This window comes from Pseudomonas sp. DrBHI1 (assembly GCF_002205115.1).
In the GTDB taxonomy this organism is placed as follows: Bacteria; Pseudomonadota; Gammaproteobacteria; order Pseudomonadales; family Pseudomonadaceae; genus Aquipseudomonas; species Aquipseudomonas mosselii.
Map to the genome: position 1 here is coordinate 18,249 of NZ_NIBE01000049.1, position 19,857 is coordinate 38,105.

The window sequence follows — 19,857 nt, forward strand, 5'->3', positions numbered from 1 at the left end:
TGCCCAAAGAAACGTGGGCGATAGTCAGTGGTTCGTTCGCACCACTACAATCCCCTCGCCAACAAACAAAGGACAAGGGCATGAAACAACAATTAATGGTCGGCCTGCTCGCGGCGATGGGGCTTGCAGGCACGGCGCAAGCAGGCGAGTTCAGCAGCGCCGAGATCTGCAAGGCGACGATTTCCGTCGAGATGGGGCGCCCAACCAAAACGATGAAGACAAAGTCCTCTGGTGGTGACCCCGAGATCTCCTACAAGCGCCCTGATGGCGACTCGTTCAGATACCGATGCCAGGTGAGCGAGAACAGAGTGGTCTGGTCTGCTTTCATGGAAGATACCAACACATGGGGTAGATGGCGTAACCGTTACTCGGAGGGCGACGCTACAACTACTTACTCTGTCTCAAACGGCGTACTGACAATCAGCAACGACCAGTCAGGCGATCATACCTTCACAAAGGCAGACTTCTGACCTAACGCCCCCTTGTGGTCGGGCCTTTTGAGGCCCTGAATGATGAAGAAGCAGCCAAGGAAGACGTTGGCGCTGATGTCGCGGTGCAGGGCGTAGCTGGCCAGGACCAGCGCGAATGCCAGTAGGCTCCATGCGGTTGATGGCTTCATGCGATTTCCTGCGGGCAAGAAAAACCCCGCTCTAGGCGGGGTATAAAGGGAGCGCGCGGATCAAGTCTCGCCAAATTCTTCCCGAAGTGAATCGAGGAGGTCATGCCCTGACCACGTTAGCTGAACCTTTGCCGGCATCTGATCCGTTGGTTCTGACTTGGCAAGAAAACCGCCCTGAACCAACAGTTGCAGGTGGTAAGCGTCGGTGCCAGCCCAGGCAAAATCAGTCCGCTCAACTTCTGAGCGAATGTCTGGCAGCGACAACCCACCTAAGTCACCGTGCAGCTCTACCATCTGCAGCAAAGAGAACGCCTTGCGCTTGCTTCTTACCATCGCCAACCTCCGTTGTGAGGATGGCAATGTGCCCATAACGAGTGCAGCGCGCAACAAAAAGCCCGACACGATGGCCAGGCTTTGGTCGTCAATCCTCAACACACGCAGGAATGACAGGATGAGCAAATAATGTTGCATCGTTGCACGGGTGTCAAGCGGCATCTGCCATCAAAACGCCTTCGTCTTCCAGAATCTTGCCGGCGGACACCAGAGCCTCGGCCACCATCTCGTCCAGCACATTCTCGATAGCCTTCTTCCAGCGCCAGTAGGTGGTCCGATTCAGGCCCTGGCCGTCCCAGGTGTTGATGTCGTAGAACTCGGCCGGCAGCACGATCATGTCGGTGGAGCGCTTCACGTACTGCTCGCGGCGTGCCCGGTCTTCGCCATCCGCCACTGACTCGCCGGCCAGTTGCTTCCGCACGGCATCGGTAAGCGCATCAAAGTCAGCGCGATCACGGGCAGATCTGCTTGCCACCTCTCGGCCCGACTGCGCTTGCACGCCCTTCACGGGCGGAATGGCCCAGGCCGTAACCGCCTTGTACCGGAACAAGTTTGGCGCCTGGGTGGCGATCAGCGGCACCAGCTTGCCGATCGCCTCCACCTTCTTGGCCTTATGGGTAGAGAACCTGGCCGTCAGCGCGCTCCAGTGCCGCGGGATCAGCTTGCTGTGCAGGCGGGCGTGCACCCAGCAGTCCACCAGCATCGCCGCATCCTTCCCGGTGATCTCGCCCTTGAGCTTGGACGCCTGGACCTTGGGTTCGAAGTCGCCACCACCTACACCGCTTACGGTATCCGCCGCCAGGGCGCGAACCACTGCTGCCAAAACGCTTTGGTACTTCATTGGCCGTTCTCCTTCTTCCGGCGATTTGCGATGAGCTGGCCGCGCGTGATGCACCAGGTGGAACTGATGAACATGGCCAGCAGGAGCAGGCCGACGATTTGTTCGGTGGTCCAGGTCATGCTGCTGCCCTCCTAAGGTCTTTGAGTTTTTGCCTGTACAGCGCCTTGATGGCCTGCAGGTCTTCGATAGTCAGGCGCTGGGGCTTATGAGGCCCTTCGAGCCAATTCACCTGGTCGGCGCCGATGCGCCTCACCAACCGGATGCGGTACTCGACTGCGTTACCCGACAGGTTCCGGTTGCACTTCACGCACTGGCGGTGGACGTTCAGTGGCTCGAACCGGAGTTCTGGGCAGGCCCCTACTGACCGGTAATGGCCGGCGTCCCAGCGGCTGCCGGTGATGAGGTCGTGATCGCTCGGCAGCGAGTCGCAGCTGATGCAGGGCAGGCCGGCGTCGCGCTCGCGGATGTAGGCGTTGAACGCGGTCTGCGCTTCGGCCATGTGCTCGCGGCGGGTCTTCAGCTTTTCCCGGCGCTCCTGCAGGTCCTGGCGCTTCTGCTTGGTGATGGCCTTGGCCGCGATTTTCTGAAGTTTTGGGTCCTTGGCCATGGCCTTGGCGCAGGCGATGCTGCACACCTTCTGCGTGGTCATGGTCGGCTTGAAGTGCTTGCCGCAGCCCGGTGCCCTGCACTTCTTCGGCTTGATCTCCTTGGCCAGCGTCATGCCGCCTCCTCGCTTAGAAGATCGCTGAACACCACGCCCTGCGGCGCGAACTCGGCCACTATGCGGTCGGTGTACTGGCAGCCCTGGGCTCGGTCGAACAGCCGGGTGACCGGGAAGCCATCTGGCCCGAACATGGCACACGGCCCCATCAGGCGAAGCTTCACCTCATACGGCAGGTGGATGAACGACTCCGCCCAGCCGGTGCGGAACTCATCGCAGCCGGCGCGCATGATCGGCACCCCGAAGTGCAGCTTGCAGTACCGGCGCACATCCTCCATGTCGCCCATCTCGGTTCTCTTGGCGATGCGGTCGTACATGGCGAACCACAGGGCGTTCTGGTCCAGGGTGCGGTCCTTGCCCGGGCGCATGGTGACTACGACGAACTTCTTGTCGCGGAACATGCGGGTGAGCATGGTCACGGCCTCGGAGAGCTTGGCCTGGCTGTTGACGCTGATCTTCTCCGTCATGCGGCCGCCTCCTGCAGCTGCTTCTCCGCGGCGCGCACGCGGGCGGTCAATTGGCTGATCTCGTCCAACAGGCCTAGCGCCACCTCCTCCACCGTCGTCTCGCCGAGAAACTCGTCCAGGGCATCCGTGTGGCGCTCTAATGCGTCACTGCCGGCCCGCCAAGAGGCGACTACCGACCACAGCAGGGGCTGGAGCTTTTGCTTGTCAATGGTCATGCGCGGCCTCCTTGCAAGCGAATGGTTAACTCAGTCATCCATCCCTCTTGATCAACACTTTTCGGATTTATAAAATCTCGCGCAACGGCCTCAAGCCCGCGGAAACCTTGCGGAAAAATGTCATCGCGGGTGAGAGGCCGATCAGTTTTCCCGCTCAAGATTTCACTCTTCACATCCCCTCCCCGGCCGGCTGCCCGGCGCGCTTGATGTTCAATTTGGCCAGCAGGCTGGCGCGACACTGAGCGGCGCTGGTTGGGATCTGCTGGATCTCCAGCAGGCGGACCTGCTTCTGGGCGGCGTACTCATCGGCCAGCTGGGCGGCGCTCTTCTGGCTGTCGTGGCCGATGCCGGTGGCGATGTCACCCAGCGGCTCGCCAGACACCAGCATTCGGATGGTGATGTCGTAGGCCCGGGCGAAGACCTTCTCGGCCCGCTCGACCTCCATCGAACCCAGGTTCTGCGCCTCGCACTGCAGGGCCGCGTGGCGCACAGCTGCGTGCGACCAGGTGCGGGAACCTGCCCTGCTAGGGTGGAAGTTCTCCAGCGCCTCGGCCAGGGCTCGTGCAAGCGGCGGAATACCCATCTCTTCCGGCGTCGGCTGGCACAGCTTGATGAACTTGCCGCTGCTCGGGGCGAAGTCGGTACCCAGCACCCGGCACTTCTGGATGCCGAAGCGGATCTGCTCGAGCGTGTTGATGCCCGCGGCGACGAAGGACTTGATCCAGCTGCGCTTGGCAGCCTTCAGCGCCTCGTCATCCGGCCAGGCCTGCTTCCACGCCGGGAAGATGGCCTGCAGCTCCTTGAACAGGGCGTTGACCACTTCGGTGGTGCCTGGGTCGAGCTGCTTGGCCGGGACCTGCACTTCGGCGGGCAGGTTGCGAGCCGTGGCCATGATCTGCGTGACGCTATTGGGAGCGCTCGGCGTGCTCATAGCGCCCCCAGGTCATCAGCCCATGTGGTGTCGTTGAAGTTGGGACCATTGGCCTGTCGCCGGGGTGGGAACGGATGGACATTTCCTGGCGCCGGCAGCTCGTCATCCCAGCGCTTGCCGTTCAGCCAAGTGGCCGGGTGCGGAATGAACTGGCCGCCGTCCTTGGTCCAGTCCGGCGAAGCCGCCCAGGCAGCCAGCGCGCTAGCCATACGCTCAAACAGGTCGGCGTCGACTTTCAGCTTCGACCAAGCCTTCTCGGCATTGGCCTTGCCCACCTTCCGCGGATAGAGCTTCCAGAACCGAACAAACAGGTCGCCGTCATCGCCCGATGACGAAGTCTTTTGATCTTGTTCTTTATCTTCTCTTCTCTTCTCTTCTCTGGTCCGCGTTCTGTCCGCATCGTCTGCGGACAAATTGCGGACAGAATCAGCCTTTCGAGAAACCCGCTTGCGCTCGCTATCGTTTGCTCGACGCTTCGCGCTGGCCCCGTTGTGCTCGTCAAAGCGAGGCATGACAAGGCTTCCCTCCTCATCAATATCTGCCCATTCGACATCAACCATGGCCTGGGTGAAGCCCGGCCAGCCGATCACCGCATCCATCGCCTCAGTGGTGTAGCCATGAAGCACACCGTCAGCAGAATGGGTGTCAAAGATGCTCCAGGCGACATGCAGTCCGCCGATAACCCGCAACCTGTCCGCACGCAATGCGGACACCATGCGGAAAACTTTCGGATGTGTCTGAAGATCTACGCGCATTTTGATCCAGTCTCCGGCCATTACTTGGCTCCCACGCCGACTAGGTCGACGAGTTCTTCGAAACGATCGATGTACCAGTGCGGCTGCGTTTCTCGCGGGCACTGAGGGCTGGTGATGTTCTTGCCGTAGCGCAGGCCCTTATCAGTCACGGACCAGAAGCACACAGGTTCGCGCTTGCTGTTCTGCCGGGTTCGAGCCTGGAGGAAGCCAAGCCCGGCCAGGGCACGATTGAAAGCAGGGGCCGACGTGTTCACACCGTGTCGCTTGAGCAGAGCTGTCACAGCCATGGTTGGCATTGAGCTTCCACCAGTGGCATCCGGTGGTGAGTCGATGGCGTAGCTCGGCAGGAACTGCGGGTCGAGCCCGTTGTTCTCGGCGATCTTGGTAAGCATCGCCAACTGGCTGGATGGGGCTGGCTTCAGAAGCCGAGTGAAGCACTCCATGATGGCGATCTCGCCGATGACTTTTGTGCCGGTGGCTCCCGCAGCAGCCCTAGACACATCACGCTCTTCCAGTTCGCGCCAGCGGCGGATCACCTTCATGCGCAGCGGTGCGCTGTAGCCTGCGAGCAAACAGTCGGTATGCTCGCGATCTAGGAGGTACTGGGTTTGCCGGCGATTGCGACCATCCAAGTAAATGTCCTCAAATTTGAGGACATCAGCCCCAAGGTCACTGAGCATCGCGAGGATGTCGCGCCTAACGTTGTCGTGCCTCTTGCCGGTCAGACTCGCAAGCTCTCTCGAAGACATCGTGCGCGCCACGAAATCACCGCTAGCATTTTGTGGCGCGGGCCTGGGCAGGGCCTGTACATCGTGTTGGTGGGTGTGCATAATCGACTCCAGTCATATGCAGTTGAAGAAGCCGGGCCGCAATCCCGGCTTTTTTGTGCCCGCAATTCGGGCTTATCAGGCCCTGGTCAGGGCCGTCGATGGAACGGCGTCACTGAACCCCGTGGATTTCGGGGTTTTGTTCGGATGGCCAGTTCTCGACGGATCAGCTCGGCCGCCAGCGCACCAGGGGTCATACCCCGTCGTTCCGCCTCTCGCTCGAGCTGCTCCATCAATCCCTGGTCCAGGCCGACCTGTTCAGTAGGCATGGGCCCTCCTCCGGGCCTTCAGGCCACTTCTTGTTCAGCGGTAGTCTCCGAAGACAGGGCAGCCAGCTGCGCCTCCAGCAGCTCACGGCACAGCACAGCGCGCTGCGTGCGGTGAAAAGTCGCCAGCGCCTGGATCAGGTTGAAGGTGTCCTCGTCGACCCGGACCTTGATCTCGCGGTCATGCAGGTGCTTGGGGTTGGCATACATGCGGGGATTGCTCCTTGCTGTTGAAGGTGGTTACGCGGCGCCTTTCAGCGCTTTTCGGGCGAATGGGATGAGGTCCGGGCGCAGACCGGCGATCGTGATCTCGCCGTCCGAGGCGTCCTGCAGTCGTTCGGCGAGTTCGGTAGAGGCCTTCCGGTGACCACCTGCGAGCTGCCACAGGTGGCCAACAGTGGTCTTCGCGTCGGCTGCGACCTGCTGCCGGCGTTCATTCGTGGCCCTGCCCAACCAATCACGGAGGTGATCATTCATGAGGGTTCTCCTTACACATAGAACGAAATTTAGCTCATGGCTAATTTCAGGGCAAGGATAATTTAGCTTTGCGCACATTTAGCAGTCAGCTAAACACTGGCATTCTTCGCGTCATGGATATCTACGAGATTCGCAAGCACAACCTGGTCAAGCTGATTGGCCGACAAAGAAAGGGAGCCTGCGCCGAGCGCTGGGGGATGGCGCCTGCGCACCTGAGCCAAATCCTTTCGGACAAGACCGCGAAGAACCTGGGCGACGATGTGGCCCGGCGGATCGAGGGCATTGAAGGCCTGCCCCGCGGATGGTTCGACTCGATCCCTTCGGATGATGAGCCGCGTGCGACAGCCCCGGATTCAGATGCCGGCGGGAAATCGGCCGCAGACCTGGTCAAGCAGATGCTGGCGAAAAGCGGCAAGGGGATTCCAGAGGAGACGCGACAGCGATTGCTGGCAGCGGCCGAGGAAGGTCAGCCTGCGCTCTCTCCCGCCAACCAAATCACCATCCCAGCTGACGGCGATATTTCTATCCCCCAGTACGACATCCGGGCAGCCATGGGCCACGGCCAGGTGCCGGCCGAGTACAGCGAAGTCATTAGGAATGTGGTCATTCGGGAAGAGGTGCTGCGCGAGAAAGGTGTGACCTACACCTCAGCTCAGGCACTGTCGATGATCACTGGATGGGGGCAGAGCATGGAGGGGACGATCAACGATAAGGACCCTGTGATCGTGGATCGCGGCGTGAACGACTACCAGGGCGAAGGAGTGTATGTGCTGTCCTGGCATGGAGACCTGCTGATCAAGCGCCTGCAGCGTCAAGACGAGGACCACGTTTGGCTGATTTCGGACAACCGCAATTACGATAAGCAGTCCGCCCGGATCGAGGACGTTACGATTCACGCTAAAGTCCTTCTGGTATGGAACGCCCGTAAAGTTTGACTCTACAAGCTATCTAGGCGCCAAGGCCCGCAGAGGCGCGGCGCACTCATGGCGGCGCAAGCCGCCATTTTGCTGCTCAACACATAGGGAAGTGCCGTGGCTGAAGACATAACTATCAAAAACGAGGCTGACGCCTTCGCTGCAATTCAGCAGTACCTGGACGGGGGAGGTTTCAAGGGTGACATCAAGCTGTCGGGGTGGCCAAAATTAACGATCCGACTGGTGGGCGAGAAGTTCGACGCCACAATCACGCCTCCGGTCATGAAGTCGTTCCTTGAGCTCCAAAATCTCGTCTATAAATCGTATGCGATTGCGCAGTACGATACAGATGACACGCGCAAGCTCTCCAAGGAAGAGCGCGAAGAGCTCGAAATTCAAGTGAAGGTAGAGGAAGGATCCTCCATCTTTGAGGTGGATTTTCAGGGCGTATTGGAAAAATTTGCAGAGAAGGCAGTGGAGACCATGCCACCAGAAATCCTCGCCATTACGATCATCGGACTTGGAGTCCTTTGGGTAGGAAAAACTTCCTACGCCTCATACCTTGAGAATCGCAAGGAAATCCGCCTTGCAGAGGTGAAAAGCGAGGAGCAGCGAGAGATGCTGAACACAATGCAACTGAACTCAAAGGAGGAAACGAAGCGCGCGGAGCTCCTGACCCGCTTAGTGGTCAAGCAACCATCCCTTGAGGCTGTCTCTAGGCAGGCCTACGATGCCAAAACAGAAATGCTGAAAGGCTTCGCCACGGCTGACGAGGCTACAGTTTCCGGCGTAACAACCACCGGAGAGGTAGCCAACGAGCTGATCGTAAACGCCAGACGCAAAGCTGCCGAAAAGAGACTTGATGGGTTCTATCGCGTGGTACGAGTTGACTCATCTGATCCCGACGAATTCAAGGTCAAGATTCGCCGAAATCGGACAAATACTGAGTTCGAGGCAGTGCTAGAAGACGAGAGCCTGGACGCAGAGAAGAAGGAAGTTCTTCAGTACGCCGAGTGGGAGCGGACTACGGTCTACCTGAATATCAATGCAAAAATCTTAGATGACGTTATCAAGAGCGCTGTAATTCTAGGTGTCGAGCGAAGAGACCCGCCAGAATTGGTCAAAGGATAGCCCGCCTCAGCGGGCTTTTTCATGACCGTCAGAAAGGCGCCTCTTCCTCTTCGTGCCGCACCAGATCTAGGTCGACTTCCCTCTCGATCACCCGATCATCATTCGTCGGTGCGTCCCATTGCAGGATCACCGATCCGTCATCACAGAAGGTCATATCCAAACCGTCGGTCTCGGCCAGCAGCTCCATGATTGCCTCCCAATCCTGATCGCTGTCCGTGTACAGCCGGTGGATCAGCACCCTCCTCCCCAACTGCGCCAGCGGCGAGTTGATCATCGCCGATACCCGCAAACCCAGGCGCTCCATCCCGGTCAGTTCGGGGCGCGCGGCCATTGAGGTGTCTTCGAGTACTGCTGCCATTTCCTACCTCCGTTACTGTATATCCGTACAGGTGCATCAGAATCATAGCTCAGTGCTAAACGAAGCGTAAAGGCGCAGCCGATGGCAAAACGGTTCAGCCGGCTGTTTGTCGCCCGGCGAAAATAATTTAGCTTTGAGCTATTGACGATATTTTAGCTTGAGGCTAAATTTCACCTCAAGCAGTCACCAACCAGGGACTGCCCAGGCCCTCACAGGCCGCCGCTCTTTAGCGACAAACCTTGCCGGATCGACACCGGCCCAGATCAAAGGCAGCGATGGACAGGCCTCAACGGTCCAGAGGGGTGGCAACTGCCCCGGGCGTGCAGCGTAAAGCGCCGAGACCAGTTATCCAGCGGGAAGAAATGCCGAGAGGCCCGCGGCTGGAGGAACAACGAGATTTGAGCCAGCGACCGACGCCAGTAGCGGGTCGCAGCGCAGTACCAAGCCAGCTTGAGGTGATAGCTGGGCAACGGTGGGCCTCCGAGGAGCGCTACCCACCAAAACCGTAGGCAATATCGGGAAGCGGGTTAAGGCGTAGCCCCGCATGCGTCACCGATTTCACTGGCTGGCCTTGGAAACAGGGCCAGACGGGAAATCAACCGCCCTGGAGGGCAAGACGATGTACCTGCTGATTTTCGAAGACGGCGAGATGAAGACTGCCGAGAACGTGAACGATGACTGCCTACAGGCCGCTGATGCAGGTTTCCTGGACATCGTTGAAACGACGGACCCGTTCAACCCACTGCGTCGATTCAATGGCGAGTGGGTAGAAATCGAAAGCGTCGAAGACTGATCAACCAACGCCAAGTGCCCGCCCATGCGGGGCTTCATCACCAGCGCAGAGCGTCCTGCCCCATCAGCTTCAGGGGGAGACAGACAGGGCGCTCTGCGGTGTTGATGAATCCTGCCGCCAAGCAGCACAGCTTCTATCCAGCGAGATAGGGAGGAACGAACACCTATCGATGCCGGGATTGGCTCCGGCCATCAGCACCACCCGCAGCCTCGCCGCCGAGCGGTGAAATCCCGACGCGACTTGATCGTAGGTCAAGTGGCTGGGCTGCACCTATCCCTTGACTGCCAGGAAAGACTGGCCCGATGCCCTGCTCCCCATCGCAGGCTGCATCGGTCAGAACCATCCCAGCAACTGCCTTGTTGGTAGCGCCCCGGCCTAGCGTGCCGGTGCCCGAATCCGCCCTGAACAAGCGGCCTTAGGGTTTGTTCCCGCCTGAGCAGCAGGCGGGACTGCCGATGGTTCTGACCGATGCACCCCGCATCCCCTTCTTGAGTGCCGCTGCGATACCAGCGTGCGATCACCGGAGGATTTCGCCATGTAACAGGACAGCGCGCCGAGGCCTTCCAGCTCGGCACTGCCTCAGAGAGCAAAACCCTTGATGAAAGCCCGGGCAATCCTCGGGCTTTCACGTTCAGCATCCCCTTCCCTTCACATCGACCGCATTGGCAGGCGCCAGGCCACCTTTCACGGTGGGTTTGGTCACCCGCGCCTGGCTCCTGGCCAATGCGGTTGCCGAGGATCACCAAATGCACCACTGCACCGAAACCCAGGCTGTAAGCCGTGGGTGCGGCCTCAAGCTGCGCGGCTCGCCGTCGTGGAAAGCAGGCCTTGCCTATCACCCAGACCCGAAAGGAGAAGTTCACCGCTGCCACTACGGCGGCTGGGTGTGCTCCCGGCGTTGTGACATCAAGGCCTGCGTCGAGCTGGAAGGAACCATGCCCGGATGTGGCGGCGTGAACAGCTTCGAGCGACTTTCGCCCTACGCCAAAGAGAGTATCAACCGCCATTGGCCGGAGGCAGCATGAGCGCCCCTATCGATGTGAAGCAGAACCCTGACGGATCATGGACTGCCAAAGGCGGTTCTTCCCTCACGATCGTGAGCGTTACCGCCCTGACCGAGCACAAGGCTGTGTCCGGCCATGCCGTTGCGATAACGGCGCTCCTGTCGTGGGGCAACGGTTGGATCAAGTGCGAAGACGCCAAGCCAGCTGATGGCCAGGTGGTCGTGGTGTGGCGCAAGTGGCCGAACTGGAACTGCTTCGCTGCCGAGCTGGATAGCTGGCAGGCAGATTCGAGCGATACCGAGGGCGGCGCCTGGTACGAGGCCGAGGAATCCTGCCAGCACATCGAAACCTGCGCAGACGGTCCTGGCGAAGTTCAGCGGCCAATCACCACCCACTGGCACCCGCTGCCAGCCAATCCCACCGAGTAACCCACCACCTGGAGGCGACCATGGCCAGGGAGCATGAGCTTTACGCGGACAGCGCCCAGGCCCGCGAAATGGATCGCCGGTTCACAGGCGACTCCTCCTGGGTGGATATCGACTCAAGGCAAGCCAAGGCCAACAACCAGGTCTGGCTACAGATGATCCGCGAGCAGGAGGAACACCACCGCAACCAGATGCGCAGCAAGATCGCCGCGGCGGTGGATCAGATCGGAAATCGATGGGGCTACATGGGTCCCAGGAGGCCGCAGTGAACAAGAAGACCAGGCAGGACGTTGTCGACATCATCGAGTCGCGGTTCACCGCGATCTGTGCGTCGTTCAGCGACACCCTGCGCGGTGAGCTCGAAATGGCGATCGACTTGGCCGGGCTCACTGACGCCATCGGCATGGATCAGCAGCGCAACTACAAGGAGCGCCTGAACAGGATCATTGAGCGCAACAGTCAGCAGCTGCTGGAAGCTCTTGGGAGGGTGGCATGAGCACCGCACCAGTGAAGTCCCTGATTGACGAACAGCTTGAACAGATCGAGCGGAGCCTGGCGATTATCAGTGTGGGCCTGCCGCGCGAGTGGCCAGTGCAGAAGCTGCGCCCTGAGATAGTCGCAGCTCTCAAGGCAGGACAGATCGCAGTGAGGCCGCAGCCATGACCGCCTACCAGCGCGCACGTCGATTCGCCTTCTGGCGCGGCGGCCTGATTACCCTTTCGCTCTGCACCGCCTGGATGCTTGCCAGCGCCTACGCCGACCGCATCACCTCCTGAGGCAACCATGAACACAACACCCCGCTTGGCCGCCCAGCTCGACTGGATGACGGCCGGATCGTTCTCGCCTGAGCGGTACCAGGGTGAAGAGCGCAAAGAGTACGAAGAAGAGGCCGCTCGCATTGAGCGGCAGTGGGACAACCACCCGTAATTACGAGGCAGACATGGCAACCGTATCGATAATCCTAGGCAAGTCAGGCAGCGGCAAAAGCACCTCTCTTCGCAATCTTGATCCTGAACAAGTGGCTCTAATCCAAATCATCAAGAAGCCGCTTCCATTCCCAGGGGCTTCGAAATGGAAGGCTTTGGTTACTGACGATCACGGATTGATCATTCGGGCCTGCCAGAAAACCCAGCGCAAAGTGATCGTGATTGACGACTTCCAGTACATGCTGGCCAACGAATTCATGCGCCGCAGTGGAGAGCGCGGATTCGACAAGTTCACCGAAATCGGCCGGCATACCTGGGACGTCTTCGACGCAATGCTCAAGCTCCCAGATGATGTTCGGGTCTACATCCTGAGTCACACCGAAGAGACGGAGATCGGCCAGATCAAGATGAAGACCATCGGCAAGATGCTGGACGAAAAGATCACCCTGGAAGGCATGGTGACCATCGTTCTCCGCTCGGTCGTGCAGGACGGGCAAAACTTCTTCTCCACCCGCAACAACGGATCGGACACCACGAAGGCCCCTATGGGCATGTTCGAGGACGACCTGATCGACAACGACCTGGCTGCCGTCGACGCGGCCATCTGCAACTACTACGCAATCACCCAGCAGGCAGCCTAAGGAGGCAGCACCATGGCACGTTCCTACGCACTCGATACCCAAGCAGCGAAAGAAGCGAACACTGGCGGCAAACGCATTACCGAAACCGGTAAATACCTAGGCACCATCGCAGCGGCCTTCTACGAGCAGAACCAGAACGGCACCGAGATCGTGAATATCATGTTCATCTCCGACAGTGGGCAAGAATGCGGGCCTCTGCCGCTGTACACGCACAATGGCCGGGGCGAGGTAATCGCCGGCTACAAGACCCTGAATGCGCTGATGACATGCGCAAAGGTCAAGAAGTTGTCCTGGCAGAACCAGTCTCTCGACCTGTACGACTACGACGAGCAGAAGGTCGTATCCAAGCAGAAGGAGTGCTGCGTTGAACTTGCCGGCAAGAAGATCGGCCTGGTCCTGCAGCAGGAGGAATATCGCAAAGGCAATGGTGACATTGGCGAGCGCATGGTGCTGGCAGCGCCGTTTGAACATGGAACCGAACGTATGGCGGCCGAGATCCTTGGTGGCCAAAACCAGGCCGCGGCGCTGGGCAGCTACATCGCATACATCGCCAAGAACCCAGTTCGCAAGCTGCGCGACGGTGGGCAACCTGCCAATCAGTCATACAACCAGGTGCCGCAGAGCCAGCAAGGCGCTCATGGCCCGGACAACTTCGACGACGACATCCCGTTCGCCCCGCTCCACCACCTCGTGGGTGCATAGCCATGAGCGATCGCGGCGAGCATCCCAGCGTCTACTACCTTGGCCGGGAATGTCGCCGCAACGGTGGCGGCAAGCTGGCCAATCCATTCGCATCTCACACGTTCCACGGCGCCTGGTTCCTAGCCGGCTGGAACGACATGGACCTTGAGATTGAGCAGAAAAATCCGAAGCGCGCTGCAAAGAACAAGGCGGCGTGAGCAGTTCAACATCCCACCAAGCGGCCTGCAGGAGGTCGAGCATGGCAACCCCATTCGACGCATCGATGCGAAAGCCGGTGCGAAAGCTGTACAACACCCGCAGCGGCGGCCAGTACCGACCTGACGAGGTGGCCCTGGCCTTTGCACTGAGCCTTCGGGAGCACGACAGCGCCGATCACCTGCGCAGGCTGGCCCGGCGCCTGGTCGACAAGGTCTGCCTGGAACACCAGCCGAACATGAAGCGCCTGGCCCGCGAGCCCGACGACGCCAAGGTGTTCGACGCCGCGCTCAAGATCATCAACCGGGTGTGCGACCTGCTGGAGTACGGACCGGGTACCCGATTTGTGCGCAATGGAGGCGATGATGGCTCTGACGCAGCAGCAGCGTGACGCGAAGCGCAGGGACAAGGATGCCAAGGCCAAGTTCGAAGACCTGCGCATGAAGGCAGGAGAAGGAACCCGCCAGGCCCTGGCCGAGATCATGCAATGGGCCGAGGTCGAGGAAAACGGCGAGGCCATGACCCTGATGATCCACCGCATCCATGAATTAGGGCCTGAAGCGGCCCGCCACTTCCTCAGTGCTCCGCGCCACGAAATCGTTGTGTCGGATTTTGTGGCGCGGCGACTCGACCAGTTCCGCATTGGCCGCGAGCTTCGCGCGCCTGAACTTTTGCTGGGCGACGACCCAGACGACTCCGGTCTGCTGCTGCTCGGCAACGCCTGACCCTCCGGCGCCGCCCGCCAGCGCCTTCCCCTATTCAACGATAACGCCGGCCCGGCGGAGATCACCAATGCCCATCACCTACGGAAGCGTCTGCAGCGGCATTGAAGCTGCGACCGTGGCTTGGCACGTTCTTGCCTGGAAGGCAGCGTGGTACGCCGAGATCGAACCTTTCCCCTGCGCGGTACTGACTCACCATTACCCTGACACGCCGAACCACGGCGACATGACCCGCCTGGCAGCCATGGTGCTGTCCGGCAAGATCCCGGCACCCGAGGTGCTGGTCGGCGGAACACCCTGCCAGGCCTTCAGCGTAGCCGGCATGCGCGAAGGCCTGGCCGATCCCCGCGGCGCCCTCACCATCAAATACGTGGAGCTGCTCGATGCAATTGACCATGTTCGAACCATGCGCGGCGAGCCCGAGGCCGTCTGTCTCTGGGAAAACGTCCCCGGCGTCCTCTCCGACAAAGGCAACGCGTTTGGCTGCTTCCTCGGCGCCCTGGTGGGCGAATCCGAAGAACTCCAGCCGCCAGGGGGCAAATGGAAGGACGCTGGTTGTGTGTATGGACCCACGCGAACAGTCGCATGGCGGGTTCTGGATGCCCAATATTTCGGCCTGGCCCAACGACGCCGCCGTGTGTTCGTTGTCGCAAGTGCTCGAGCAGGGTTCGATCCCCTCGAAGTACTTTTTGAGCGCGAAGGCGTGCGCCGGGATACTCCGCCGCGCCGAGGCGAGGGGCAAGGCCCTGCCGGAACAATTACAGCAAGCACTGGAGGCGTCGACGAAAACGATGCCCGCGACGGCCGCCTAACTGTCTTCGGTGGAAACAACACCGCCGGGCCAATTGATGTGGCACCCGCTCGCAACGCATGCGCCAGCGCCAGCGGAAGGATGGATTTTGAGTCCGAGGCATTCGTCGTATCCGGCACGCTCCAAGCGAACGGCAAAGCTGCCGGTAGCGCAACACAGCAGGACGCCGAGAGTGGGATGCTGGTGGTGCACGGCACGCAAGACCCATGCGTAGCTGATGATCAGGCATTCGCCCTGGGGCGAAACAGCGGCCAGGAGAATGCCCTGCTCGCCTTCAGTTGCAAGGACCACGGAGCCGATGCCGGCGACCTAGCCCCGACGCTACGGGCAATGGGCCACGGCGCCAGCCACCCCAACGCCGGCGACCAGGTCGCGGTATGCATCACTGGCAAGATCACGCACACGCTGAAGGCCGAGGGCTTCGACGGCAGCGAAGACGGCTCAGGCCGTGGCCAGCCGATAGTTTCTTTCAAGCCAGGCCAGTCTGAAGCCGCAGGCGGATTCTTCGCGACAGAGGGGTTTGCCCCAACTCTTCAGGCACAGAACAACGGAAGCACCGCTGTGCCAGCAGTCAACTACGGATCGGCCGTTCGGCGCCTGACGCCACGGGAGTGCGAATGGCTCCAGGGCTTCCCCGGCGACCATACCCGCATCCCCTATCGCGGCAAGCCTGACGAAGAATGCCCGGACGGCCCGCGCTACAAGGCGATCGGCAACAGCAAGGCCGTGTTCGTCGTCCGCTGGATTGGCCGGCGCATCCAACAACAACTTGAATGCATCGCTTGAGGTTACCCATGCCCACAGAAAACCGATCCAGCAACACAGAGATGGTCAGCGAACTGCTGCCCTGCCCCTTCTGCGGTCAGCAGGACTTCCTCATCGAGCGCCTAGACAGCGACGCTTCAGTGGTGATCTGCCAAGGCCTGACCGGGCCGCATGAGGCCTGTCTGGCCCGTGGCCCGGTGGGCGTGGCGCAGGATGAAGGTGAGGAGCAGCCAGGCCGCGACAAGGCGGTCGAGCTGTGGAATGCGAGAGCCGAGCAGCACCAAGGCGAGCCGGCGGCGTATCAGTTCCAGGGCCGCGATGGCAAGTGGTACGGATTCACGAATGAGCGGCACTACCAGAACACGCTTGCTGATGGAACATGGCCTATTCGCCCGCTCTACACCCACCCAGCGCCAGCAGATCAGCAAGAGCCGGTGGCGCGTCTGCGCTGCTATCAGTCCGCGATCGGCCCGAAAGTCGAGGTCATAAAATTCACGGAGCAAGCATTCAAGCCAGGTCGCGAGCTCGACGTCTACACCCACGCCGATCCTGGCGAGGTTGAGCGGCTACAGCTTGAGATCGAGAAACTTCGGCTGAGTTTGACGCTGAACGATGACGCACTAATACAGGATGGTTTTGTGCGCATCGAAAACCGTGCCCTGCGCTCCCGTATAGACGAGCAGAATGAGCTGCTGCGCGAAATCAAGAACGCTAGAGACTGGAACGGGTCGTACCGGGCGTTAGAGAAGCGAATTGACGCCGCCCTATCCGCCAGCGCAGAGCCGAGCGCGCCGGCTGAGCGCGATGAGCGGGCGGATTGCGAGAACTGTGATGATACCGGTCTCGGGCCATGCACGGTCTGCGCCGCCCTGGAGCGCAAGCCGTGATCCCGGCGCACGTAGGCGCCAGACTCGAAGGCCGGCCGCTGCACCTAGCATCCCGCTGCGACATCTGCGGCAAGCCACGGAACAAGGGCAAGCACGACAAGTGCAGCCAGCAGCGCCAGAAAGAACTCCTCGCATCAACCCAGCTGTAACCCCTCTCCCCTCTATTCACTGCCGCGATATGGCGGCAAAGGCGAAGCTATGTCTCAAGCAAAGGAACGCCCGATCCTGTTCAACGGGCCTATGGTCCGCGCCATTCTGGAGGGCCGAAAGACGGTCACTCGACGGGCAGTGAAGGAATGGCAACAGCCCAGACTTCAAGACGATGGCAGCTGGTTTGCCACCGCGCAGCGCCATCCTCGCTGGGGATTTGGCGTCAGCGGGATCGACGCCTCGACTTGCGCGCAAGAGCTTTCGGATACAGGGTGCTGCCCATACGGCCGGCCTGGCGAACGCCTGTGGGTGCGCGAGACGTTCGCCGACATCGGCTGTCGGCTGACCTACCGCGCAGATCTGGACGATGGCGCGCACTGTGCGGTGAAGCGCTGGACCCCTTCGCTGCACATGAGGCGCATCGATAGCCGAATCCTGCTGGAGATCACCGCCGTGCGCGTCGAGCGCCTGCAGGACCTCAGCGATGACCAGGCCAAAGCCGAAGGTATGGTGTACACCGACTTCGGGATGCAAGAGCGGCCCGGCAAGGTCAGCCTGGACGGCGGCAAGACATTCCACCCGATGAAACCCCGGCAAGCGCCGGGCTGGCATGCTGGCGACGCAACGCACCCGGATCAATGCCTTGATCGAGCCAGGTGGGCGTTCGCGAACCTCTGGGAAAAGATCAACGGCCAGTACAGCTGGGATGCCAATCCATGGGTCTGGGTCGTCGAGTTCAAGAGGATCCAGCCATGACCCGCCTCGCCCTCTGCCTCCTGCTGCTGGCCACCGGCGCCAGCGCAGAGCAACTCACCGATGACATCAAGGTCGTGCACGACCAGAAGCGCGGCGCGACCTGCTGGGTGCTGTACGGCAGCTATGGCAGCCGGCAAGCGATCTTCTGCATCCCGGACAGCCAGCTGCAGGCCGAAAACGAGCGCCAGCTCTCCCCGCACGAGCAGCAGGGCAACGGGCCGACACCGGCCGGCGCCCAGGCGCAATGGATCGACGAGAGGTACTCGCTGTGAAGGCACTTTCGATTCGCCAGCCATGGGCCTGGCTGATCATGAGCGGTGGTAAGGACATTGAGAATCGAACCTGGCACACGAAATTCCGAGGCCGTTTCTTGGTGCACGCCGCCGCCGGCATGACCCGGCGTGAGTTTCTCTCGGCGTTTGACTTCATGGCGCAAAGAGGGATCAAGCCGCCATTCCCGGTGCCGCCTGACAACCTGTTGCGAGGCGGGATCATCGGCTCAGTAGAGCTTGTCGATAGCCTCGATCACAGCGAATCGCCCTGGTACATGGGAGAGAAAGGGTTCGTCCTGCGCGATCCGCGGCCGCTGCCGTTCATACCGATGAAGGGGCGCTTGGGGTTCTTTGACGTGCCTGAGGGTGCGGTGTGCACCTGCCCCTCCGGCGACGGCTCACTGCGCTGGCCGTGCCCGGTTCATCCGCCGAAGGAGGAACGCAAATGATCGCCCTCGCCTACATGGCCTACCTGATCTATCGGGCACCGCGATGATCCCGCATACAGGCTGGCTACGGCGCCAGCTCGAGTCGGCACTGATCCTGCTGGCCGCCTGGATCCTGGGCGGCCGCAACGTCACCAGGTCCGGGGTCGTCTCGCGCCGTGACAACAACGAGATGTTCGAGCTGGACTACCGACTGCGTGACATCGCCCGCCGCATCCGCAAGCAGTACCGCGAGTAACCCCTCCCCAAACTACTCAAGCCCGCCGACATGCGCGGGCATGGAGAGCTATTGCCATGACGAAACACACTCCTGAGCCTTGGGCCGTTGACCCGAACGACCAGCGCGAAATCAGTCCGGCCGGCGACATGCAGATCGGTATTGCCTCTGTCTCCAACATTGATCCATGCGATACGACAGGAAAATGGGAATTCGGGACGCAGTCCCAGGGTAATGCGGCGCGCATTGTGGCTTGCGTCAATGCGTGCGCAGGCCTGGATACGGTTTCCCTGAGGGCCGTAGCTCAGATGGGCGGGCTTGCTCAGCGACTTCCAGTGATCAGCGGCCTCATGGCGCAGCGCACTGAGCTGCTGGCCGACCTGATCGACGCTGCCGCCCAGCTTCGAGCCTATGAAATCCTGCACCGCGCCAAAGGCACCGCCGACAGTTTGGCAAAGGCCGAGGTGAACGCAAACCTGGCCGCGCGCTTCGAGCAGACCATCGCCAAGGCTACGGCCTGACCCCAATCCCCAGTAGGAGCTGACATGCTCGAAACCATCGAGGTGGTGCGCATCAAGCGCTTCGCCGCAAATACGGCTGGCCGCGATTTCGCGGTCGGCGACATCCATGGGCACTTCACCCTGCTTCAGGCCGCCCTGGGCGCTGCCGGCTTCGATCCGGCGGTTGACCGCCTGTTCAGCGTTGGCGACCTGGTCGACCGCGGGCCCGAGTGCCGCGACGTGCTCAACTGGCTGGCCAAGCCATGGTTCCACCCGGTGCGCGGCAACCACGACGACTACGTCTGCCGGTTCGATACCTGCGACGTGGACAACTGGGTGTACAACGGCGGCGCATGGTTCGCCGGCTTGGCCTGGGATGAGCAACGCGAGTTCGCCGCCCAGTTCCGCGATTTGCCAATCGCCATCGAGGTGGAGACGCCCGGTGGTCTGGTCGGCATTGTTCACGCCGACTGCTCTTTCCCGTCCTGGGACCAGCTGCGGGCAGCGCTTGAAGCGCCCGAGACAGCCAAGCAGCTGAGGCTGACACAGAACACCTGTATGTGGTCGCGCAGCCGAATCGAGCTTGGCGAAACCGAAGGTGTGCACGGCCTGCGGGCGATGGTGGTCGGCCACACCCCGCTGCACAAGCCGGCGGCGCTCGGCAACGTCATCCACATCGACACCATGGGCTGGCGGCCGCAGGACGGCGGGTACTTCACCCTGCTCAACCTGGCCAGCCTCGAAACAATCCCGCCAACACCCTCGAAGCTCAGCTGGGACTGAGCCAGGA

At 60.9% G+C, this 19,857-nt stretch carries 36 protein-coding genes; 23 read left to right on the plus strand and 13 right to left on the minus strand.

Annotation, left to right across the window (positions count from 1 at the left end):
- Nucleotides 1-80 precede the first annotated feature (80 nt).
- Nucleotides 81-470 carry a hypothetical protein gene (locus tag CC207_RS08355; protein WP_256582041.1) on the plus strand — a complete coding sequence of 130 codons (390 nt, stop codon included), beginning with the start codon at nucleotides 81-83 and terminating at the stop codon, nucleotides 468-470.
- Here the strand turns inward: CC207_RS08355 and CC207_RS26990 are convergent.
- From CC207_RS26990 to CC207_RS08410, 12 genes are all read right to left on the minus strand, one after another.
- A complete protein-coding gene (locus CC207_RS26990) occupies nucleotides 443-619 on the minus strand; it encodes a hypothetical protein (RefSeq protein ID WP_158216136.1) in 177 nt (58 codons plus the stop codon). The two genes, CC207_RS08355 and CC207_RS26990, sit on opposite strands and share 28 nt — an antisense overlap.
- Nucleotides 620-679: 60 nt before the next feature.
- Complete coding sequence (locus CC207_RS08360; RefSeq protein ID WP_088851904.1) at nucleotides 680-1,114, minus strand: hypothetical protein; 435 nt, start codon at nucleotides 1,112-1,114, stop codon at nucleotides 680-682.
- Nucleotides 1,104-1,793: a hypothetical protein gene (locus tag CC207_RS08365; RefSeq protein WP_088851905.1), complete on the minus strand. Its 690-nt coding sequence runs from the start codon at nucleotides 1,791-1,793 to the stop codon at nucleotides 1,104-1,106. Before CC207_RS08365 ends, CC207_RS08360 begins: the two co-directional genes overlap by 11 nt.
- Entirely contained in the window at nucleotides 1,790-1,912 is a 123-nt protein-coding gene (locus CC207_RS27445; RefSeq protein WP_256582042.1) for a hypothetical protein, read from the minus strand. Before CC207_RS27445 ends, CC207_RS08365 begins: the two co-directional genes overlap by 4 nt.
- Nucleotides 1,909-2,514 (minus strand): recombination protein NinG, encoded by a 606-nt coding sequence (locus CC207_RS08370; protein WP_088851906.1) that lies wholly within the window; start codon nucleotides 2,512-2,514, stop codon nucleotides 1,909-1,911. Before CC207_RS08370 ends, CC207_RS27445 begins: the two co-directional genes overlap by 4 nt.
- Nucleotides 2,511-2,981, minus strand: a complete 471-nt coding sequence (locus CC207_RS08375) for a hypothetical protein (protein ID WP_088851907.1) — start codon at nucleotides 2,979-2,981, stop codon at nucleotides 2,511-2,513. Before CC207_RS08375 ends, CC207_RS08370 begins: the two co-directional genes overlap by 4 nt.
- The gene (locus CC207_RS08380) at nucleotides 2,978-3,196 is read right to left on the minus strand and encodes a hypothetical protein (RefSeq protein ID WP_088851908.1); all 219 of its coding nucleotides are present in this window, start codon (nucleotides 3,194-3,196) and stop codon (nucleotides 2,978-2,980) included. The genes CC207_RS08375 and CC207_RS08380 overlap by 4 nt, the downstream gene beginning before the upstream one ends.
- A gap of 169 nt (nucleotides 3,197-3,365) precedes the next feature.
- Complete coding sequence (locus CC207_RS08385; protein ID WP_088851909.1) at nucleotides 3,366-4,127, minus strand: replication protein P; 762 nt, start codon at nucleotides 4,125-4,127, stop codon at nucleotides 3,366-3,368.
- Entirely contained in the window at nucleotides 4,124-4,903 is a 780-nt protein-coding gene (locus CC207_RS08390; RefSeq protein WP_088851910.1) for a Pyocin large subunit-like protein, read from the minus strand. Before CC207_RS08390 ends, CC207_RS08385 begins: the two co-directional genes overlap by 4 nt.
- Nucleotides 4,903-5,631: a Rha family transcriptional regulator gene (locus CC207_RS08395; protein ID WP_088851957.1), complete on the minus strand. Its 729-nt coding sequence runs from the start codon at nucleotides 5,629-5,631 to the stop codon at nucleotides 4,903-4,905. Before CC207_RS08395 ends, CC207_RS08390 begins: the two co-directional genes overlap by 1 nt.
- Nucleotides 5,632-5,996: 365 nt before the next feature.
- Nucleotides 5,997-6,185: a hypothetical protein gene (locus CC207_RS08405; protein ID WP_023628611.1), complete on the minus strand. Its 189-nt coding sequence runs from the start codon at nucleotides 6,183-6,185 to the stop codon at nucleotides 5,997-5,999.
- 30 nt (nucleotides 6,186-6,215) lie between these two features.
- On the minus strand, nucleotides 6,216-6,452 hold the full coding sequence (locus CC207_RS08410; protein WP_088851912.1) for a hypothetical protein: 237 nt from the start codon (nucleotides 6,450-6,452) through the stop codon (nucleotides 6,216-6,218).
- A gap of 113 nt (nucleotides 6,453-6,565) precedes the next feature.
- On the opposite strand from CC207_RS08410, the gene CC207_RS08415 reads away from it, so the two are divergent.
- Both CC207_RS08415 and CC207_RS08420 read left to right on the plus strand, forming a co-directional pair.
- Nucleotides 6,566-7,387: a S24 family peptidase gene (locus CC207_RS08415; RefSeq protein WP_088851958.1), complete on the plus strand. Its 822-nt coding sequence runs from the start codon at nucleotides 6,566-6,568 to the stop codon at nucleotides 7,385-7,387.
- Nucleotides 7,388-7,483: 96 nt separating this feature from the next.
- The gene (locus CC207_RS08420) at nucleotides 7,484-8,497 is read left to right on the plus strand and encodes a hypothetical protein (RefSeq protein ID WP_088851913.1); all 1,014 of its coding nucleotides are present in this window, start codon (nucleotides 7,484-7,486) and stop codon (nucleotides 8,495-8,497) included.
- A 28-nt stretch (nucleotides 8,498-8,525) separates the two neighbouring features.
- Here CC207_RS08420 and CC207_RS08425 read toward each other — a convergent pair whose 3' ends face one another.
- Nucleotides 8,526-8,855, minus strand: a complete 330-nt coding sequence (locus CC207_RS08425) for a DUF1654 domain-containing protein (protein WP_088851914.1) — start codon at nucleotides 8,853-8,855, stop codon at nucleotides 8,526-8,528.
- A gap of 544 nt (nucleotides 8,856-9,399) precedes the next feature.
- Between CC207_RS08425 and CC207_RS26695 the strand changes: the two genes are divergently transcribed.
- The 20 genes from CC207_RS26695 (at nucleotide 9,400) to CC207_RS08505 (ending at nucleotide 19,850) form a co-directional block, all read left to right on the plus strand.
- Nucleotides 9,400-9,648: a hypothetical protein gene (locus tag CC207_RS26695; RefSeq protein ID WP_143496099.1), complete on the plus strand. Its 249-nt coding sequence runs from the start codon at nucleotides 9,400-9,402 to the stop codon at nucleotides 9,646-9,648.
- A 746-nt stretch (nucleotides 9,649-10,394) separates the two neighbouring features.
- The gene (locus CC207_RS26700) at nucleotides 10,395-10,673 is read left to right on the plus strand and encodes a hypothetical protein (RefSeq protein ID WP_143496101.1); all 279 of its coding nucleotides are present in this window, start codon (nucleotides 10,395-10,397) and stop codon (nucleotides 10,671-10,673) included.
- Complete coding sequence (locus CC207_RS08430; protein WP_088851915.1) at nucleotides 10,670-11,080, plus strand: hypothetical protein; 411 nt, start codon at nucleotides 10,670-10,672, stop codon at nucleotides 11,078-11,080. Before CC207_RS26700 ends, CC207_RS08430 begins: the two co-directional genes overlap by 4 nt.
- 20 nt (nucleotides 11,081-11,100) lie before the next feature.
- Nucleotides 11,101-11,346 (plus strand): hypothetical protein, encoded by a 246-nt coding sequence (locus tag CC207_RS08435; RefSeq protein ID WP_088851916.1) that lies wholly within the window; start codon nucleotides 11,101-11,103, stop codon nucleotides 11,344-11,346.
- Complete coding sequence (locus CC207_RS08440; RefSeq protein WP_023628624.1) at nucleotides 11,343-11,573, plus strand: hypothetical protein; 231 nt, start codon at nucleotides 11,343-11,345, stop codon at nucleotides 11,571-11,573. The genes CC207_RS08435 and CC207_RS08440 overlap by 4 nt, the downstream gene beginning before the upstream one ends.
- Nucleotides 11,570-11,740, plus strand: coding sequence for a hypothetical protein (locus CC207_RS27125; protein ID WP_178080956.1), 171 nt, complete (start codon nucleotides 11,570-11,572; stop codon nucleotides 11,738-11,740). Before CC207_RS08440 ends, CC207_RS27125 begins: the two co-directional genes overlap by 4 nt.
- A 120-nt stretch (nucleotides 11,741-11,860) precedes the next feature.
- Nucleotides 11,861-12,004, plus strand: a complete 144-nt coding sequence (locus CC207_RS26995) for a hypothetical protein (protein ID WP_158216137.1) — start codon at nucleotides 11,861-11,863, stop codon at nucleotides 12,002-12,004.
- A gap of 13 nt (nucleotides 12,005-12,017) precedes the next feature.
- Nucleotides 12,018-12,644 (plus strand): AAA family ATPase, encoded by a 627-nt coding sequence (locus CC207_RS08445; RefSeq protein ID WP_088851917.1) that lies wholly within the window; start codon nucleotides 12,018-12,020, stop codon nucleotides 12,642-12,644.
- Nucleotides 12,645-12,656: 12 nt separating this feature from the next.
- Entirely contained in the window at nucleotides 12,657-13,346 is a 690-nt protein-coding gene (locus CC207_RS27450) for a hypothetical protein (RefSeq protein WP_088851918.1), read from the plus strand.
- Nucleotides 13,347-13,348: 2 nt separating this feature from the next.
- The gene (locus CC207_RS08455) at nucleotides 13,349-13,543 is read left to right on the plus strand and encodes a hypothetical protein (protein WP_088851919.1); all 195 of its coding nucleotides are present in this window, start codon (nucleotides 13,349-13,351) and stop codon (nucleotides 13,541-13,543) included.
- Nucleotides 13,544-13,584: 41 nt separating this feature from the next.
- Nucleotides 13,585-13,932 carry a hypothetical protein gene (locus tag CC207_RS08460; RefSeq protein ID WP_088851920.1) on the plus strand — a complete coding sequence of 116 codons (348 nt, stop codon included), beginning with the start codon at nucleotides 13,585-13,587 and terminating at the stop codon, nucleotides 13,930-13,932.
- The gene (locus CC207_RS08465; RefSeq protein WP_088851921.1) at nucleotides 13,907-14,266 is read left to right on the plus strand and encodes a hypothetical protein; all 360 of its coding nucleotides are present in this window, start codon (nucleotides 13,907-13,909) and stop codon (nucleotides 14,264-14,266) included. Before CC207_RS08460 ends, CC207_RS08465 begins: the two co-directional genes overlap by 26 nt.
- 67 nt (nucleotides 14,267-14,333) lie before the next feature.
- Nucleotides 14,334-15,860 (plus strand): DNA cytosine methyltransferase, encoded by a 1,527-nt coding sequence (locus CC207_RS08470; protein WP_088851922.1) that lies wholly within the window; start codon nucleotides 14,334-14,336, stop codon nucleotides 15,858-15,860.
- 8 nt (nucleotides 15,861-15,868) lie between these two features.
- Nucleotides 15,869-16,726, plus strand: a complete 858-nt coding sequence (locus CC207_RS08475) for a Lar family restriction alleviation protein (RefSeq protein WP_158216138.1) — start codon at nucleotides 15,869-15,871, stop codon at nucleotides 16,724-16,726.
- Nucleotides 16,727-16,924: 198 nt separating this feature from the next.
- The gene (locus tag CC207_RS08480) at nucleotides 16,925-17,632 is read left to right on the plus strand and encodes a hypothetical protein (RefSeq protein WP_088851924.1); all 708 of its coding nucleotides are present in this window, start codon (nucleotides 16,925-16,927) and stop codon (nucleotides 17,630-17,632) included.
- Nucleotides 17,629-17,904, plus strand: coding sequence for a hypothetical protein (locus CC207_RS08485; RefSeq protein ID WP_088851925.1), 276 nt, complete (start codon nucleotides 17,629-17,631; stop codon nucleotides 17,902-17,904). Before CC207_RS08480 ends, CC207_RS08485 begins: the two co-directional genes overlap by 4 nt.
- On the plus strand, nucleotides 17,901-18,353 hold the full coding sequence (locus CC207_RS08490) for an ASCH domain-containing protein (RefSeq protein ID WP_256582045.1): 453 nt from the start codon (nucleotides 17,901-17,903) through the stop codon (nucleotides 18,351-18,353). The genes CC207_RS08485 and CC207_RS08490 overlap by 4 nt, the downstream gene beginning before the upstream one ends.
- 43 nt (nucleotides 18,354-18,396) lie before the next feature.
- Nucleotides 18,397-18,588, plus strand: a complete 192-nt coding sequence (locus CC207_RS08495) for a hypothetical protein (protein ID WP_088851926.1) — start codon at nucleotides 18,397-18,399, stop codon at nucleotides 18,586-18,588.
- A 56-nt stretch (nucleotides 18,589-18,644) separates the two neighbouring features.
- Nucleotides 18,645-19,088, plus strand: a complete 444-nt coding sequence (locus tag CC207_RS26710) for a hypothetical protein (protein WP_143496102.1) — start codon at nucleotides 18,645-18,647, stop codon at nucleotides 19,086-19,088.
- A 24-nt stretch (nucleotides 19,089-19,112) separates the two neighbouring features.
- A complete protein-coding gene (locus CC207_RS08505) occupies nucleotides 19,113-19,850 on the plus strand; it encodes a metallophosphoesterase (RefSeq protein ID WP_088851928.1) in 738 nt (245 codons plus the stop codon).
- Nucleotides 19,851-19,857 lie beyond the last annotated feature (7 nt).